Raw genomic sequence first — 15,563 nt, 5'->3', positions numbered from 1 at the left:
CCCAAGGACCGCTTTGGGGCACAGCCAATAATTGGGGGCATGAAATGCTTGCCTATATTATCCGGCGGCTATTGGTCGCCGTTCCGACGATTCTATTGCTGATCGTCGCCAGTTTCTTTCTGATGCACTTCGCGCCCGGTGGGCCCTTTACCTCGGAACGGCCCCTGCCGCCCGCGGTTCTGACCAATATCGAGGCACGCTATGGGCTGGACCAGCCGCTGTGGAAGCAGCTTTGGGACTATCTGTATAACATCGTGGTGCATTTCGATTTCGGACCATCCTTCAAGTTCAAGGACCGCGATGTGAATGATATCATCGCCCAAGGTTTCCCGATCTCACTGACCTATGGGTCCCTGTCGTTCCTGTTTGCCACCACGATTGGTGTGGGGCTGGGGATTGCGGCGGCCATCAAGCACAATAGCTGGATCGACTATTTCGCCGTCGGTCTGGGCATTGCAGCTCAGGCGCTGCCGAACTTCATCATGGGCCCGATCCTGATCCTGACCTTTACCCTGTGGTTGGGCTGGTTGCCGGGCGGTGGCTGGAACGGAGGGCAATGGCCATACCTGATCATGCCCGTTATCGCGCTCGCGACCTCATATATCGGCTCGATCGCGCGGATCACGCGATCGTCTATGCTCGAGGTTCTGAACTCGAACTTCATCCGCACCGCGCGGGCCAAAGGACTGCCGACCAGAACCGTGATCTGGCGCCATGCGCTGAAACCGACGCTTTTGCCGGTGGTGTCCTATCTGGGACCGGTCTTCGTCTATGTTCTGACGGGTTCGGTCTTCGTTGACATCTATTTCTCGACCGGAGGTCTGGGGCAAGCCTATGTCGGCTCGGCCCTCTCGCGTGACTATGCGGTGCTCTTGGGGGTCACGATCCTCTATGGCGCGCTGACCGTCATCGTGAACCTTATGACCGACCTGGCCTATGCCTGGTTCGATCCGAAAATCCGGTACTAAGGGGCGAAACATGCTTGGAAAATCTCAAAAAGCCGCCCATCTGGCCGAAGATATCACCGATTACACGGTCATTCAGGGGCGTTCACTGTGGCAAGACGCACGGATGCGTTTTGTGCGCAACAAGGCCGCGATGGCCAGCGTAATCATTCTGGCGCTGATTGTTCTGTTCACCCTCATCGGGCCCTACTTCGCGGTCTGGAACAATGAAGAGATCGACTGGAACGTTATGGGTGACGTGCAGGGCATGGGTATGCCCTCAGTCGAAACCGGCCATTTCTTTGGCGTCGATGATTTGGGGCGCGATCTTTACAGCCGCGTCATTCAGGCCACCACCACATCGCTGCTGGTCGGTCTGATCGGCGCAGCGACAGCGCTGATCGTTGGCACCTGCTATGGCATCGCCGCCGGCTATATCGGTGGCCGGACCGACAGCGTCATGATGCGCTTTGTCGACATCTTGCTGGCGATCCCGGCAACTTTGGTGATTATTCTGCTGCTAGTCGTGGCGGGTCGATCCTTCTTCATGCTGTTCATCGCACTTGGCGCGGTTGGTTGGCTGACCATGGCGCGGATTGTACGGGGTCAGACCCTGACCCTGAAGAACCGCGAGTTCATCGAGGCCGCCCGCGCCGCAGGTGTCAGCGAATTTACCATCATGTACCGCCATATCCTGCCCAACTTGCTGGGCGTTGTGATCGTCTATGCCTCGCTTCTGGTGCCTGAAATGATCCTGACCGAGAGCTTTATCTCGTTCCTTGGGCTGGGGATTTCAGAACCTTACACCTCGCTGGGTCGTCTGATCGCGGAAGGGGCCGGAACCATGGGGTATGGCACCCTGTGGCAATTGATGTTCCCGCTGACTTTCTACGTCGCCATCATCATCACGATGTTCTTCATCGGGGATGGTCTGCGTGACGCTCTGGACCCGAAGGATCGCTGATATGAGCCTGTTTTCCGTAAAAGACCTGAAGGTCCAGTTCGACACCCCCGATGGCGTGGTCGAGGCCGTCAAAGGCATCAGTTTCGACATCAACCCTGGCGAATGCCTTGGCATCGTGGGCGAAAGCGGGTCGGGCAAAAGCCAGACCTTCATGGCCGCGATGGGCTTGCTGCCGCCCGCGGGACGGGCGCTGGGGTCGGCCACTCTGAACGGCACCGAAATCCTGAACCTGCCGATCAACCGCCTGAACAAGATCCGTGGCTCGGACGTGGGTATGATCTTTCAGGACCCATTGACCGCGCTAACCCCGCATCTTCGGATCGGCCAGCAAATGCGCGAGGTTCTGCAGGTGCATGAAGGGTTGCAAGGCGCGAAGGCGCGGGCCCGCTGTCTGGATTGGCTGAACCGCGTCCGTATCCCTGAGGCCGCGCGGCGACTGGACCAGTTCCCCCACGAATTGTCCGGGGGGATGCGCCAACGCGTGATGATCGCCATGTCGATGCTGTGCAATCCCAAGCTGCTGATCGCGGATGAGCCCACCACGGCGCTGGACGTGACCGTTCAGGCCGACATTCTGGACCTGATGGTGCGCCTGCAAAAGGACGAAGGCACCGCGATTGCCCTGATCACCCATGATATGGGCGTAGTCGCCCGTATGTGCGACCGCATTCAGGTCATGCGCATGGGCGAATTTGTCGAGGCCGGAGATACCCGCGAAATCTTCCGTGACCCGCAGCACGACTATACCCGCACCCTGCTCGAGGCGATGCCGCGCATTGATGCAGGCGATGCGCCCAAGGCGTTGGAGAAGATCGAAGAACCGCTGCTTAAGGTCGATGACGTCAAGGTGCATTTCCCGATCAACGTCAAAGGCGGGTTGTTCGGCCGCAAAGTGCCGCTCAAGGCTGTCGATGGCGTCAGCTTTGACATCCGCAAGGGTGAAACTCTGGGCGTTGTGGGCGAATCCGGCTGCGGCAAGTCCACGCTGGCGCGCGCCGTATTACAACTGATCGAACCCAGCGGTGGAAATGTCAGTTGGTTGGGCCACCCCATTGTGGGTCTGAAGCGCGCCGAGTTGAACAAGTACCGCAAGGACTTGCAGATCGTCTTTCAAGACCCTCTGGCCAGCCTCGACCCGCGCATGACAATCTCGGCATCGATCGCCGAACCGCTCAAGACCTATCGCCCCGATCTGACGGACCGCGAGCGCAAGCAGATGGTCAGCGAAATGATGGAACGTGTGGGCCTGAATGCCAACATGATCAACCGTTATCCGCACGAGTTGTCAGGCGGTCAGAACCAGCGGGTCGGCATCGCGCGCGCGATGATCAACAAACCCAAGCTGATCATCTGCGACGAGGCGGTCTCGGCCTTGGACGTGTCCATTCAGGCGCAAATCGTCGAATTGCTGCGCGAGTTGCAGCAGGAATTCGGTCTGTCGATGATCTTCATCAGCCACGATCTGTCGGTGGTACGCGCCGTGTCGAACCGGATCATGGTGTTGTATCTGGGTCGGATCGTGGAGCTGGGGGATGGCGAGGTGATCTGCTCGGACCCGATCCATCCTTACACCAAGTCGCTGATCTCGGCCGTTCCGATCCCTGACCCGGATGTGGAACGCACCCGTCAGCGGCTGAAGCTGCCAGGAGAGCTGCCCTCACCCATGGACCCCAAAGCCGCGCTGCGCTTTTTGCCCAGCCGGTTGTCTGCCGGTGAGACCGACTATGTTCCAAGCCTCAGCGAAGTTCGTCCTGACCACTTTGTCGCCGAACACGACCCGTTGGATGCCATCATGGCCAATGGGTGATACCCGGCCCGAAGTCAGAATGCTGACTTCGGGCGTATTCAAACCCTGCTTAATTTGCACGCAAGATTAACTAATAATTCAGCACTAGTTTAACTCAAATAAGTAAGATTGTTTCCAAACCGCTGGAACTCATTCGCCCGGCGCGCACCTTTGACATCGGATCGTTTTGACTTCCTGCCGTCTGAGTGGCACGCTTGTCGGCGATTGGTTATTTGATACGAGTGTTGACGTTGTACATTCCGGCCGCACCGCCTATGAACACGCCGTGGGCACCTGACGGAATTTCCGGCACTATAGATTGAACTTGAGAGGTACTATGGCACGCAAGGTCACCAAAGCAATTTTCCCGGTCGCGGGACTTGGTACCCGCTTTTTGCCTGCGACGAAATCCGTCCCAAAAGAGATCATGACTCTGGTGGATCGCCCGCTGGTTCAATACGCGATCGACGAAGCCCGGGCAGCCGGAATTACGGAATTCATCTTTGTCACGTCACGCGGGAAATCCGCGCTCGAAGATTACTTTGATCACAACCACATCCTCGAACAGGAATTGAAAGCCAAGGGTAAGGATGACCTGCTGGAAGCGCTGAATGCCACCAATATGGAAAGCGGCGCGATTGCCTATATTCGTCAGCACAAAGCACTTGGTCTTGGGCACGCAGTCTGGTGCGCCCGCCGACTGATCGGGGATGAGCCCTTTGCCGTGATGCTGCCCGACGATGTGATTGCCGGGGACAAGCCTTGCCTGCAACAGATGGTCGAAGCCTATGAGGAAACCGGCGGCAACATGGTTGCCGCAATGGAAGTTCCGCAAGAGAAAACAAAATCTTACGGTGTTCTGGATGTCGGTGAAAACATCGGATCGGTTGTGCGCGCGCGCGGCATGGTAGAGAAACCAAAACCCGAAGAAGCCCCGTCGAATCTGGCTGTGATCGGGCGCTATATTCTTGGGCCGTCGGTTCTCTACAACCTCAACCAAAAGAAGAAAGGCAGCGGAGGTGAGATCCAGCTGACTGACGCCATTGCAGAAGATATCGGCAACGGAGTTCCCGTCTTTGGCTACAAGTTTGAAGGCCAGCGGTTCGACTGCGGTTCCAAGTCCGGGTTCCTGCAAGCCACCGTGGCCTTTGCTCTGGCCCGCCCGGATCTGCGCGACGATCTGCGCGAATACCTGCATGACATTGTTGCGACGGATCAGGCGGCCCAGTAATCGGCCACTCTTTCCTTTGATCGCAAGACGCGCAATATAGGCGCGACGCGCTAATAGGCGGATATTGATGACTACGATTTATCCCGTGATTCTTTGCGGTGGGGCGGGGACTCGACTGTGGCCCTTGTCGCGCAAGAGCTATCCCAAGCAATTCGTGCCCCTGATCGGCGCGACAAGCCTGTTGCAGGATTGTGCCGAGCGGATGCGTGGCCCTGCGGATGCCCCTTATGCCAAGCCATTGATTCTGACCAATGATGCTTTTCGCTTTGTGGTGCCCGAACAACTGGCGGAAATCGGCATTGATCCCGGCCCCATTCTGATCGAACCCGAAGGGCGCAACACCGCCCCGGCGGTTCTGGCCGCCGCGCTCTATCTGCACGCCAGCGACCCCGATGCGGTGATGCTGGTCGCCCCGTCCGATCATGTGGTTCCGGACAAACTGGCATTTCATACGGCCGTTGCAGCCGGTGTGGACGCCATCACCACTCGCAGTGATTTGGTCACATTCGGTATTCAGCCCGACCGCCCCGAAACCGGCTATGGCTATTTGAAACTTAGCCATGCACCGACCGGTGAGGGCCAAGCTGTTCCACTGGAACGGTTTGTTGAAAAGCCCGACCTGGCCCGCGCACAATCCATGTTGGAGGATGGCAGCTATCTGTGGAATTCGGGCATCTTCTTGTTTGCGGTCCGCGATATCATCGCAGCCTTTGAAGGCCATGCGGCCCAATTGATGGACCCTGTGCGCGCCGCAGTCTCGAACGCCAAAACGGACCTTGGTTTCTTGCGCCTTGACCCCGAGGCTTGGTCGCAGGTCGAGGATATCTCGATCGACTACGCCGTCATGGAAAAAGCCCCGAACCTGAGCGTCGTGCCCTATGCCGCAGGCTGGTCCGATGTCGGCAGTTGGTCCGCTGTTCACGAGTTGGGAGAACCAGACGCGCAAGGGGTCGCAACTGCAGGCGAGGCGACCGCTATCGACTGTCAGAACGTGCTGGTCCGCTCGGAATCCTCGGCGCAGGAAGTAGTCGCGTTGGGGGTACAAGACATGATCGCCATTGCAATGCCAGACGCCGTTCTTGTGGCCAGTATGGATCGGGCGCAGGACGTGAAGAAAGCTGTGGCCGCCCTGAAGGAAAAGGGCGCGAAGCAGGCAGAATCCCTGCCGGTGGATCATCGCCCCTGGGGCTGGTTCGAAAGCCTGGTGATCGGCGACCGCTTTCAGGTCAAACGCATCCACGTGCATCCCGGCGCCGCGCTAAGCTTGCAATCGCATCACCATCGGTCCGAGCACTGGATCGTTGTGGAAGGAACGGCGAAAGTCACGATTGATGACGAGGTGCGTCTGGTCTCGGAAAACCAATCGGTCTACATCCCGCTGGGCGCGGTCCATCGGATGGAGAACCCGGGCAAGGTTCCGATGGTTCTGATCGAGGTGCAGACAGGCTCGTATCTGGGTGAGGACGACATCATCCGATACGAAGACATCTACGCCCGCGACTAACCAACATCTGCTTGCAAACTGGAAGTTACCAACTGGTTTCGCCGCCGTGCGTGCCGGTCACACGGGATTCATGCGCTTAATCTCATTGTGGCGCAGTGAATGCCAGACCGACAACCACAGGAGGGCGCGCCCAATGTCACAGAACTCACCCCGTTTGAACCTGCCATTTATCCAGCCATCGCAGGCGCAAAAGCATGTCACCCACAACGAAGCTCTGCGCCATCTGGATCTGGTCGTGCAACTCAGCCTTATCGCAACCGATGCTGTTACCCCGCCCGCGACGCCCGCGCAGGGTGACATCCACGCTTTGGGTGCCGCGCCCACCGGCGATTGGGCAGGACAGGGCGGCAAGCTGGCTGCATGGTTGGACAATGGCTGGGTGTTTTTTGACCCGAGCTTGGGATGGCGCGCCTGGGATCAGGGTGATGGCATCCTCAAATCGTGGGACGGGTCGAGCTGGATAGCCCCGCCCGCCGGTACGCAAAATCTGAACGGCGTAGGCATAGGAACTTCGTATGACAATACCAACAAACTTGCGGTGCGGGCAGCTGCCACGCTACTGAGCCATGATGGCGCTGGTCATCAGATGAAGATCAACAAGGCGGCGGCGGGCGAGACCGCGTCGCTGCTGTTCCAGTCGGAATGGACCGGTCATGCCGAGATGGGTCTGACCGGAACCACTGGGTTTACGATCAAAGTTTCCCCGGATGGCAGCAACTGGAGCGACGCGTTGGCTTTGGACCCCGCAACCGGCACTGCATCCGGCACTGCGATCCAGCAAAACGCCAGTGACACCACAACAGGCCGCTTGATGCGGGCCGATTACGGTTATGGTCCCGGCAACCTTTTGGGCGCGGTGCAAGAAAACGCAGGCACCCCGACGGGCGCGGTGATCGAACAAGGTTCAAACGTGAATGGCGACTATGTCCGGTTTGCCGATGGCACCCAAATTTGCACGGCCCGGCTAAGCCCGACGGATTGCACCACTGCCGAAGGCGCGGGGTTTACCAGCGCCGAAGCCACTTGGACCTTCCCGATGCAATTTGCAGCGGGTTCTGTGCCCGCACTGTCCGGTGATGGCGGCGACACAAACCGTTTTGCTGCGTGGGGCACCCCAAGCACGACGCAGGTCAGCTATAAGGTGCAGTCGTTCACCTCAGGCGCCGCCATGGTCGCCCCTGGCGCTGTCGCCATCGGTCGCTGGTTCTGATCTTAGGGCCGCCCGGCAATCTGTCGGGCGGTCACTTGGCGCGGATTTGCGCCTGAGACTGGTCCAGAAACCACCCATAGGTTTCGCGAATACCGTCTTCCAGCCCGACCCGCGCGCGCCATCCCATGTCGGCCAGCCGCGAGACATCCATCAACTTGCGCATCGTCCCGTCCGGCTTGCTGCTATCCTGTGAAATCCGCCCGTCATACCCCACGGTCCGCGCCACCAGTGCGGCAAGTTCCGCGATCGAGATATCTTCACCACAGCCCACATTGATATGGCTCAGCATCGGCTGGGTATTGGCCTCGTAAATATCGCGCGGCAGGTCGAGAACGAACAACGAGGCCTCGGCCATATCGTCCACATGCAGGAATTCGCGCCGGGGCTTGCCAGTGCCCCAGATCACCACCTCATCCAGCCCGTCGCGCTTGGCCTCGTGAAAGCGGCGGATTAGGGCGGGCAGCACATGGCTGTTCTCGGGGTGGAAATTGTCACCCGGACCATAAAGGTTCGTCGGCATGACCGAGCGGTAGTCGACCCCATGCTGCCGGTTGTAACTTTCGCACAGCTTGATCCCCGCGATCTTGGCGACCGCATAGGGTTCATTTGTCGGCTCCAACACGCCAGTCAGCAGGGCATCTTCGCGCATAGGTTGCGGAACCGCGCGCGGGTAGATGCAGGAACTGCCCAGTTGCAATAGGGTCTGAACCCCTGCAGCAAAAGCCTGATGGATCACATTGCACTCGATCATCAGGTTTTCGTAAATGAAATCCGCTGGATAGGTGTTGTTGGCATGAATGCCCCCAACCTTGGCGGCGGCCAGCACCACCACATCGGGGCGTTCGGATTGCATGAAGTCGCGAACTGCCGCCTGATCGGTCAGATCAAGCTCGGCATGGGTGCGGGTGTTGAGCTCAAGCGCTTCACCTGCTTTTTTACGGCCTTGCAACCGACGCAGGATCGCGCCACCGACCATGCCGCGATGTCCGGCAACATAGATCTTTCGCATGCCCCGCTCCTCAGCCATTTTCCAGACTGACCGGCAAGTCATACCCGTGCTCTTTCAACAAGGCATGGCGTTTGGCGGTCTTCAAATCCTCACGCACCATTTCGGCGCACATTTCCTGAACGGTCAACTCGGGTTCCCACCCCAGTTTGTTTTTGGCATTTGACGGATCGCCCAACAGAGTTTCCACTTCAGCCGGGCGGAAATATTGCGGGTCGATCCGCATCACAACATCCCCGGCCTTCAATGCAGGCGCATCCGCGCCTTCGACCGAGACCACAGTGGCAATCTCATCCACGCCATCGCCCGAAAACGCCAGCGTCACACCCAGTTCAGCCGCTGACCATTCGATGAACTGACGCACCGAATACTGCACCCCGGTTGCGATCACGAAATCCTCTGGCGTGTCCTGCTGCAACATCAGCCACTGCATCCGCACATAGTCCTTGGCGTGACCCCAATCCCGCAGGCTGTCGATATTGCCCATATACAGACACTCTTCCAGACCCTGCGCGATATTGGCCAACCCCCGCGTGATCTTGCGGGTGACAAATGTCTCGCCCCGGCGTGGGCTTTCGTGATTGAAGAGGATTCCGTTACAGGCATACATGCCATAGGCTTCGCGGTAGTTCACCGTGATCCAATAAGAATAAAGCTTGGCCACCGCATAGGGTGAGCGCGGATGGAACGGCGTTGTCTCACGCTGCGGAATTTCCTGAACCAGACCGTAAAGCTCCGAAGTCGAGGCCTGATAGAACCGGGTTTTCTCCTCCAGCCCCAGAAAGCGGATCGCTTCCAACAGGCGCAGGGTTCCGATGGCGTCCACATCGGCAGTGTATTCCGGCGACTCAAAGCTGACCGCCACGTGGGATTGCGCTCCCAGGTTATAAACCTCATCCGGTTGCACCTGCTGGATGATCCGGGTCAGGTTCGACGTGTCGCTCAGATCGCCATAGTGCAGATGAAGGCGTGGATTCGGCACATGCGGGTCCTGATAGATATGGTCGATCCGCTGCGTATTAAATGACGAGGCACGGCGCTTGATACCATGCACCTCATATCCTTTTTCCAGCAAAAACTCGGCCAAGTAAGAGCCATCCTGCCCAGTGATGCCGGTAATTAATGCTGTTTTTGTCATCGGTCCATTCCACACATTCTATCTGCTTGATCGCAGACTCAGAAACAGCAAGATACCCCGGAATGCAACCCAAGGTCACGGCTGGGCATTGAAACCGGCGAAACTTTCCTGAATGAATGCGCCACAAGGCGGTTTCCGAAGAAGGATATTGATACATGCGTATTGCAATGATCGGCACAGGGTACGTGGGGCTCGTGTCGGGGGTCTGTTTTTCGGATTTTGGCCATGACGTCGTTTGCGTAGACAAGGCCGAAGGCAAGATCGAGATGCTTCAGACGGGCGAAGTTCCGATCTATGAGCCCGGTCTGGACGTGCTGATGGCCAAGAACGTCGCCTCGGGACGGTTGAGTTTCACCACCGACCTCGCCGCTGCCGTGGATGGGGCGGACGCTGTGTTTATTGCGGTGGGCACCCCGACCAGGCGCGGCGACGGGCATGCAGACCTGACCTATGTGATGGCCGCCGCCGAAGAGATCGCCAATGCGCTGACCGGCTATACCGTGATTGTCACGAAATCCACTGTTCCCGTGGGCACCAACCGTCAAGTTCAAGAGGTGGTCGCTGCCGCCAACCCGCAGGCCGAATTCGATGTCGCCTCGAACCCGGAATTCCTGCGCGAAGGGGCCGCCATTGATGATTTCATGCGCCCCGACCGGGTGGTTGTCGGTGTCGAAAACGACCGGGCCGCCGGAGTGATGGCCGATATCTACCGCCCACTCTACTTGCGCGATTTTCCGATCCTGACAACCGATCTGGAAAGCGCCGAGATGATCAAATACGCGGCCAATGCGTTTCTGGCGACCAAGATCACCTTTATCAACGAAATCGCCGGTCTGTGCGAACGTGTGGGCGGTGATGTCAAGGAAGTGGCACGCGGCATCGGTCTGGATGGCCGGATCGGCAATAAATTTCTGCATGCTGGCCCCGGTTATGGCGGATCATGCTTTCCAAAGGATACCAACGCGCTGGCGCGGATTGGACAGGATCACGCCTATCCGATGCAAATCACCGAGACGGTCATTCGGGTCAATGACGGTGTAAAAAACCGGATGATCGACAAGATCCGGGATGCCTGCGACGACAGTTTCAATGGCAAGACCATCGCGGTGCTGGGCGTGACCTTCAAACCCAACACCGACGACATGCGCGACGCGCCCTCATTGACCATCGTGCCCGCCCTGATCGGGGGCGGTGCCCGTGTCCGCGTCGTCGATCCGCAAGGCCGCGCCGAAGGCGAGGCCCTGCTGCCCGGTGTCGACTGGTTCGACGATCCTTATGCCGCCGCAAAGGATGCGGATGCGGTCGTGCTGCTGACCGAGTGGAACGAGTTCCGCGCCCTGAACCTCGGCGATATGGCGGCCTCGATGACCTCGGCCAGAATGGTCGACCTGCGCAACATCTATTCCCGCGACATGGCCCTGAAGGCCGGGTTCGAGAGCTATTCCGGGGTCGGTCGCTAACCGTACAGCGGCACATCCGCCTGCGCGCCCTCGGCCAAAGCCTTGCTCTGGTCGCGCCGCACCTGGTCGTACAGAGCCAGCGATTCTGCTGAAAACAAACTGTTGGGCGGGGGAACGGGAACAAAATTGCTCTGCCCGTCGCGCCCGCGCGCCAGCATGGCATAGTCTTTTTCGGCCACCAATTGTTTGGCATTGGGGTTCAGATACCGGATCGCCAACCCGATGCGCCGGTCGTCCGAGCTGTTCGGTCCTGACCCGTGGATCGTTAAACCGTGATGCAGCGACATTTGCCCCGGCGACAGCTCTATTCGGGTTTTGTCCTCCTCCGCCACCTCCACGGCGATCTCTTGCCCGCGTGACAGAAGGTTCGTGTCAGAATAGGTGTCGTTATGCGGCAGGATCGGGTTCTTATGGCTGCCCTGCACAAAATCCATGCAGCCGCTTTCAGGCGTCGCAGGCGACAGCGCGATCCAGGCCGTAACCTGATCCGGCGTCTCGCCCATACCCCAATAGGTCAGGTCCTGATGCATACCGACCGTGTGCGCGGTCCGCGGTTCCTTGACGAAAAATTCGGCTGACCAGATCATGATGTCGGGGCCCAAAACGCCCTCGACCAGATCCAGAACACGGGGGTCCCTGGCAACGCGGGCGGCCAAAGGCATTACAAGATGCGAATTGACCCGCTTATAGGTGTTCAACGGCAAAGGCAGATCGGCATCCAGCCAGTCCCGCTCAATCTGCTCGAACTCGGCCCGCAGGGCAGCCGTTTCCGCGCCGGTGAAAACGGTCAGGGGAAACAAATACCCATCCTCCCAATACTGAGCGGATTGTTCGGGCGTCAAGGCGGTTTGAGCCATTGGGACAGGGTCAGACATGCGCGCTCCTCCTTACTGCATGTGATTGCAGCCTAGTTGATGCGTCATTAATGGCAGAGCACAGGTTCTTGCCCGTCAGGCTAAGTTCAGCTTAGTCTAACTGCTATGGCAGGCCGTATTCCATCCCTGAATTGGCTACGCGTGTTCGAGGCCGCCGCGCGAACCGAAAGCTTTGCGCGCGCGGCGGCCCAGTTGAATATGTCCGCCGCCGCCGTCAGCCAACAGGTCAAAGCGCTCGAAACACAATTGGGCACCCCTTTGTTTCACCGCCATGCGCATTCCGTCACCCTGACCGAGACCGGACGCGCCTATCTGCCATCAGTGCAGCAATCGTTGCTGATGCTGGAAACCGCGACGACCGGATTGTTCGGCGAAACACGAGAACAGCGGCTATACGTGCAGTCGGTTCTTCTGTTCGCGCATGGGGTTTTGGCCAGGGGGCTGACCGATTTTCACACGCAATACCCCCATATCAATCTGTCCCTGTCGACCGGCAACCGGGACGCTGATTTCACCAATCGGTTCACCGATCTACAGATCGTGTTCGGCAATCCGAACCTCTTTGGCACGGAAAGCGATGAACTAGTGCGTGAAAGGCTGTATCCCGTGGCCCCGCCCGAACTGGCTGCGCAGATCGATACGCCGCAGGATTTGTTTAACTTCACCCTGATCGAGGTCTCGACCCACCGCGCAAGCTGGCCACATCTGTTCGAAACGCTACGCCTGCCCGGGGGTCAGGCGCGGTATTTCTTTGCAGACAACTCACTTATCGCGGCCGAGCTTTCGGCGGCAGGCGCGGGCATTGCGCTCGCCCGAGCGCCTGCGTCAGACCGTATTGTAGCTCTGTCAGGCTTGGTTCCATGCCTCGACGGGATCGAGGTCCCGGGGCAAGAAGCTTATCACTTGATCTATCCGTCCCGCCGAACTCTGCGCCCTGCGGCACGGCGGTTTCGGGAGTGGATCATGGATCACAGCGCGGCAGTCCAGACGCGGTAACGCCCCTGCCCGGTCACTTCACGGATCAAGCCGCGATCCGAAAACCTGTCGATATTGCGCTGAACCGCCGCGCGCGAGGCACCCGTCAACTCTTCGGCCAACGGGGCCGACACCATGGGCCAGGCTGTCAGCGCTTCAATCAGTTTGGGTGGGGTTCGTCCGCTCAGGTCGTCGGTCGCGGCGCGGGCACGAGTGTCCCAGGCGCTGACACGGTCCAGATGCAACAAGGCGGCCAAGGCGGCCTGCCCAAGACCCCGATACCACGCGCCCAACTTTTCCCCGGTATCACCCATGCCACGCAAAGCGCCGGGGCCTGACAGGGCCAATGGCATGAAAAGCGCGCCGCCCCGACCCATCGTGGCTGCATGGCGTGCTGCGATGATGGCTGCTTCGGTGTCGTGCCCGACACCCGGTGAAACCGCACGCCACGCATGAAAAGCAATCGCAGCTTGCGTGACCGGGTGCAGCCCGTCCGCATGCCCCATCACCTCGGCCAGGTCGGCGATGGCCTCGGGCACTTCGTCGATCCCCTGCGCCATCCGGTCAAGAAAGGCAGTTACCCCGGTGGCCCATCCGCCCTCGGACGGTCCTGCACCTGATGTCAGACGCCGCACGGCCCAGCCGGACCGAAACAAGGCCTGTACGTCATCACCGGTCGCGCCGATCCGCAACCCGGTCCACAGCGCCAAGCGATCCACACCGATCCGGTCACCAGTCCACCAACCCAGATCAGACACGTCCATCAATGCCAGACGATGCGTCCAGCCTTTGGGACCAGCCCGTAGCCTTTCATCCAAGGCACCGAATGTGGCCGCCAGATCTGCCAGTTCTAGGGACAGCTCGGCCTGCGCCGCCCGCCAATCCCGAGGATCGAACAACAGCCTGCGATCCGCCTTTGGCCCGGGCAGGAAAAAGTCCTCCTCGGGTTCTTCATCGGGAGGCAGAAACCACAGATCGTCATCCTCGGGCGGATCGACATCATAGATACTGCCGGGGCCCAGCGTATCGTCGTCCTCATCGGGATCGGGAATGACAGGTTTGGTGGTCATACCCGACATATTTCGAGTATTTCCACCAGTTCACAAGACGATTCTGCCGCTTAGGGATCAGCTGGCGAAACTTGTCGTCAGAATATCCAGCTGCCCCTGCAACGGTGTTTGCGGGCTGCTGCCGATCAGCATGTACCCATATCCACCTTCAGACCATGTCGCGGTTGCAAGGCCGCTCAGCTCTGTAAGGTTCACATCTTTGCTGGGGGCGCCTTCGCCCTGACGGATGATGCAGAAGGCAAAGGGCTGACCCTGTTCATCTGCGAACACGACCTGAATCAACGGCTTGCCGTTGAACGACAGAACCTGCGCGCGCTTTAGCTCCATCCCCGGCAGGGCTTCCAGCGTGTCGCGGTTCAGCGACCGGCCCAGCTCGGCCTCGGCCAATTCGAACTGCGTGTCCAGCGCCTGAGCCGAATTGTCCAGCGAGGCAATCGTATCGGGCACATAAAGCGACTGGTAGATCGCCGCCTGTTCAGCCCAGCCCAGCGGCTCGGGCCGGGTGCTCCAGAAGGTTGCCGACACCGCCAGCACCGCGACCGAAGCGGCGACAGCCACCAAACGCCACGGGCTTCCGGAAGGGTGAACAGGAACAGCCGACTGCGGTTCAGGCAGATCGACCTGCGGTGCCTCGGCGGGCACGTTTTCAAACACCGCCTGCACAACCGGTGCAAACGGATCCAGCGCCATCAGACGCGCTTCCAGCTCGGGGTCGGCCGCAACCGCGGTTTCAATCGCGTTTGCCTCAGCCTCATCCACATTGCCTTCCAGATACGCTGTCAGCGTCTCATCGGAAAACTTCATTTGCCACTCCGTCGAACGGCGCTTGCAGCATCCTGCTGCATCACGGTTTTAAGTTTCTGCCGGGCGTTGGACAACCGGCTCATAATCGTACCGATGGGAACGTCCAGCATCGCCGCCGCTTCGCGGTAACTGTAGCCTTCGACAAAGACCAGCATTACCGTTTCGCGCTGCGCTTCTGGCAGTTGCATCACTTGGGTAAACACCTCAGCCGCGAAAATATTCGTTTCGGAATCGGAATCATGTGAAATTAATTCTGCCTCGGGCGTCACCGACAACGCCTGCGCCTTGCGGACCGAGCGCGAGCGCACCTCGTTCAACCAGATCGAGCGGCAGATCGTCATCAGCCAACTGTCCAATCGATCATGCGAAGTCACCTGATGGTGACGCTCCAACGCACGCAGGCACGTGGATTGCAGCAAGTCATCCGCCACATCGGAGGCTCCGGACAAGGCAAGCCCAAAGCGCCAAACGCGTTTCGAATGCGTCTGTATCGCGCCGCGCACGGCCTGTTCGGAACTAATTTCACCACCCATTGAATAAATAGTGACCTGTGTGTGTTTGACATTCACGGATCGGGCCCGCGAGGTCAGGAATGT

The 15,563-nt window shown here is 59.1% G+C and carries 14 protein-coding genes; 8 read left to right on the top strand and 6 right to left on the bottom strand.

Translation table 11 applies throughout. The features are described 5' to 3' along the window. Positions 1-44: 44 nt before the first annotated feature. From oppB to ACR0DB_RS12470, 6 genes are all read left to right on the top strand, one after another. Positions 45-968 carry an oligopeptide ABC transporter permease OppB gene (oppB, locus tag ACR0DB_RS12495; RefSeq protein ID WP_480551260.1) on the top strand — a complete coding sequence of 308 codons (924 nt, stop codon included), beginning with the start codon at positions 45-47 and terminating at the stop codon, positions 966-968. A 10-nt stretch (positions 969-978) separates the two neighbouring features. Continuing rightward, positions 979-1,908, top strand: a complete 930-nt coding sequence (locus tag ACR0DB_RS12490; RefSeq protein ID WP_170773324.1) for an ABC transporter permease subunit — start codon at positions 979-981, stop codon at positions 1,906-1,908. A 1-nt stretch (position 1,909) separates the two neighbouring features. After that, positions 1,910-3,715 carry an ABC transporter ATP-binding protein gene (locus tag ACR0DB_RS12485; protein WP_480551258.1) on the top strand — a complete coding sequence of 602 codons (1,806 nt, stop codon included), beginning with the start codon at positions 1,910-1,912 and terminating at the stop codon, positions 3,713-3,715. A 316-nt stretch (positions 3,716-4,031) separates the two neighbouring features. Then, positions 4,032-4,925, top strand: a complete 894-nt coding sequence (gene galU / locus ACR0DB_RS12480) for a UTP--glucose-1-phosphate uridylyltransferase GalU (protein ID WP_170773319.1) — start codon at positions 4,032-4,034, stop codon at positions 4,923-4,925. A 67-nt stretch (positions 4,926-4,992) separates the two neighbouring features. Next, positions 4,993-6,429 (top strand): mannose-1-phosphate guanylyltransferase/mannose-6-phosphate isomerase, encoded by a 1,437-nt coding sequence (locus tag ACR0DB_RS12475; protein ID WP_480551256.1) that lies wholly within the window; start codon positions 4,993-4,995, stop codon positions 6,427-6,429. A gap of 133 nt (positions 6,430-6,562) precedes the next feature. After that, positions 6,563-7,639 carry a DUF2793 domain-containing protein gene (locus ACR0DB_RS12470; RefSeq protein WP_480551254.1) on the top strand — a complete coding sequence of 359 codons (1,077 nt, stop codon included), beginning with the start codon at positions 6,563-6,565 and terminating at the stop codon, positions 7,637-7,639. A 31-nt stretch (positions 7,640-7,670) separates the two neighbouring features. On the opposite strand, the gene fcl is transcribed toward ACR0DB_RS12470, so the two are convergent. Together fcl and gmd are read right to left on the bottom strand one after the other, a co-directional pair. Continuing rightward, entirely contained in the window at positions 7,671-8,648 is a 978-nt protein-coding gene (fcl, locus tag ACR0DB_RS12465) for a GDP-L-fucose synthase (RefSeq protein WP_480551252.1), read from the bottom strand. Between the two features lie 10 nt (positions 8,649-8,658). Further along, positions 8,659-9,783: a GDP-mannose 4,6-dehydratase gene (gmd, locus tag ACR0DB_RS12460; RefSeq protein ID WP_170773314.1), complete on the bottom strand. Its 1,125-nt coding sequence runs from the start codon at positions 9,781-9,783 to the stop codon at positions 8,659-8,661. Between the two features lie 155 nt (positions 9,784-9,938). On the opposite strand from gmd, the gene ACR0DB_RS12455 reads away from it, so the two are divergent. Next, positions 9,939-11,243, top strand: a complete 1,305-nt coding sequence (locus tag ACR0DB_RS12455) for a UDP-glucose dehydrogenase family protein (protein ID WP_480551250.1) — start codon at positions 9,939-9,941, stop codon at positions 11,241-11,243. On the opposite strand, the gene ACR0DB_RS12450 is transcribed toward ACR0DB_RS12455, so the two are convergent. Further along, positions 11,240-12,118, bottom strand: coding sequence for a phytanoyl-CoA dioxygenase family protein (locus tag ACR0DB_RS12450; RefSeq protein WP_480551248.1), 879 nt, complete (start codon positions 12,116-12,118; stop codon positions 11,240-11,242). The two genes, ACR0DB_RS12455 and ACR0DB_RS12450, sit on opposite strands and share 4 nt — an antisense overlap. 105 nt (positions 12,119-12,223) lie before the next feature. Between ACR0DB_RS12450 and ACR0DB_RS12445 the strand changes: the two genes are divergently transcribed. Beyond that, entirely contained in the window at positions 12,224-13,114 is an 891-nt protein-coding gene (locus tag ACR0DB_RS12445; RefSeq protein WP_480551246.1) for a LysR substrate-binding domain-containing protein, read from the top strand. Here ACR0DB_RS12445 and ACR0DB_RS12440 read toward each other — a convergent pair. The 3 genes from ACR0DB_RS12440 to ACR0DB_RS12430 are packed head-to-tail and all read right to left on the bottom strand — an operon-like array spanning position 13,087 to position 15,536. Continuing rightward, the gene (locus ACR0DB_RS12440; protein WP_480503696.1) at positions 13,087-14,163 is read right to left on the bottom strand and encodes a helix-turn-helix domain-containing protein; all 1,077 of its coding nucleotides are present in this window, start codon (positions 14,161-14,163) and stop codon (positions 13,087-13,089) included. The genes ACR0DB_RS12445 and ACR0DB_RS12440 overlap by 28 nt on opposite strands. Before the next feature lie 57 nt (positions 14,164-14,220). Beyond that, entirely contained in the window at positions 14,221-14,967 is a 747-nt protein-coding gene (locus ACR0DB_RS12435; RefSeq protein WP_480551244.1) for an anti-sigma factor, read from the bottom strand. Then, positions 14,964-15,536 (bottom strand): RNA polymerase sigma factor, encoded by a 573-nt coding sequence (locus tag ACR0DB_RS12430; protein WP_480503693.1) that lies wholly within the window; start codon positions 15,534-15,536, stop codon positions 14,964-14,966. Before ACR0DB_RS12430 ends, ACR0DB_RS12435 begins: the two co-directional genes overlap by 4 nt. Between the last annotated feature and the right edge of the window lie 27 nt (positions 15,537-15,563).

Source organism: Ruegeria sp. AB6, from assembly GCF_056542685.1.
This window is presented reverse-complemented; position numbering and strand designations above follow the sequence as displayed.

Coding starts and splice junctions, on each gene's coding strand:
- ACR0DB_RS12455 (WP_480551250.1), top strand. CDS start 9,939: ATGCGTATTGCAATGATCGGCACAGGGTACGTGGGGCTCGTGTCGGGG.
- ACR0DB_RS12490 (WP_170773324.1), top strand. CDS start 979: ATGCTTGGAAAATCTCAAAAAGCCGCCCATCTGGCCGAAGATATCACC.
- ACR0DB_RS12475 (WP_480551256.1), top strand. CDS start 4,993: ATGACTACGATTTATCCCGTGATTCTTTGCGGTGGGGCGGGGACTCGA.
- fcl (WP_480551252.1), bottom strand. CDS start 8,648: ATGCGAAAGATCTATGTTGCCGGACATCGCGGCATGGTCGGTGGCGCG.
- ACR0DB_RS12450 (WP_480551248.1), bottom strand. CDS start 12,118: ATGTCTGACCCTGTCCCAATGGCTCAAACCGCCTTGACGCCCGAACAA.
- ACR0DB_RS12470 (WP_480551254.1), top strand. CDS start 6,563: ATGTCACAGAACTCACCCCGTTTGAACCTGCCATTTATCCAGCCATCG.
- galU (WP_170773319.1), top strand. CDS start 4,032: ATGGCACGCAAGGTCACCAAAGCAATTTTCCCGGTCGCGGGACTTGGT.
- oppB (WP_480551260.1), top strand. CDS start 45: ATGCTTGCCTATATTATCCGGCGGCTATTGGTCGCCGTTCCGACGATT.
- ACR0DB_RS12440 (WP_480503696.1), bottom strand. CDS start 14,163: ATGACCACCAAACCTGTCATTCCCGATCCCGATGAGGACGACGATACG.
- ACR0DB_RS12445 (WP_480551246.1), top strand. CDS start 12,224: ATGGCAGGCCGTATTCCATCCCTGAATTGGCTACGCGTGTTCGAGGCC.
- ACR0DB_RS12435 (WP_480551244.1), bottom strand. CDS start 14,967: ATGAAGTTTTCCGATGAGACGCTGACAGCGTATCTGGAAGGCAATGTG.
- ACR0DB_RS12485 (WP_480551258.1), top strand. CDS start 1,910: ATGAGCCTGTTTTCCGTAAAAGACCTGAAGGTCCAGTTCGACACCCCC.
- gmd (WP_170773314.1), bottom strand. CDS start 9,783: ATGACAAAAACAGCATTAATTACCGGCATCACTGGGCAGGATGGCTCT.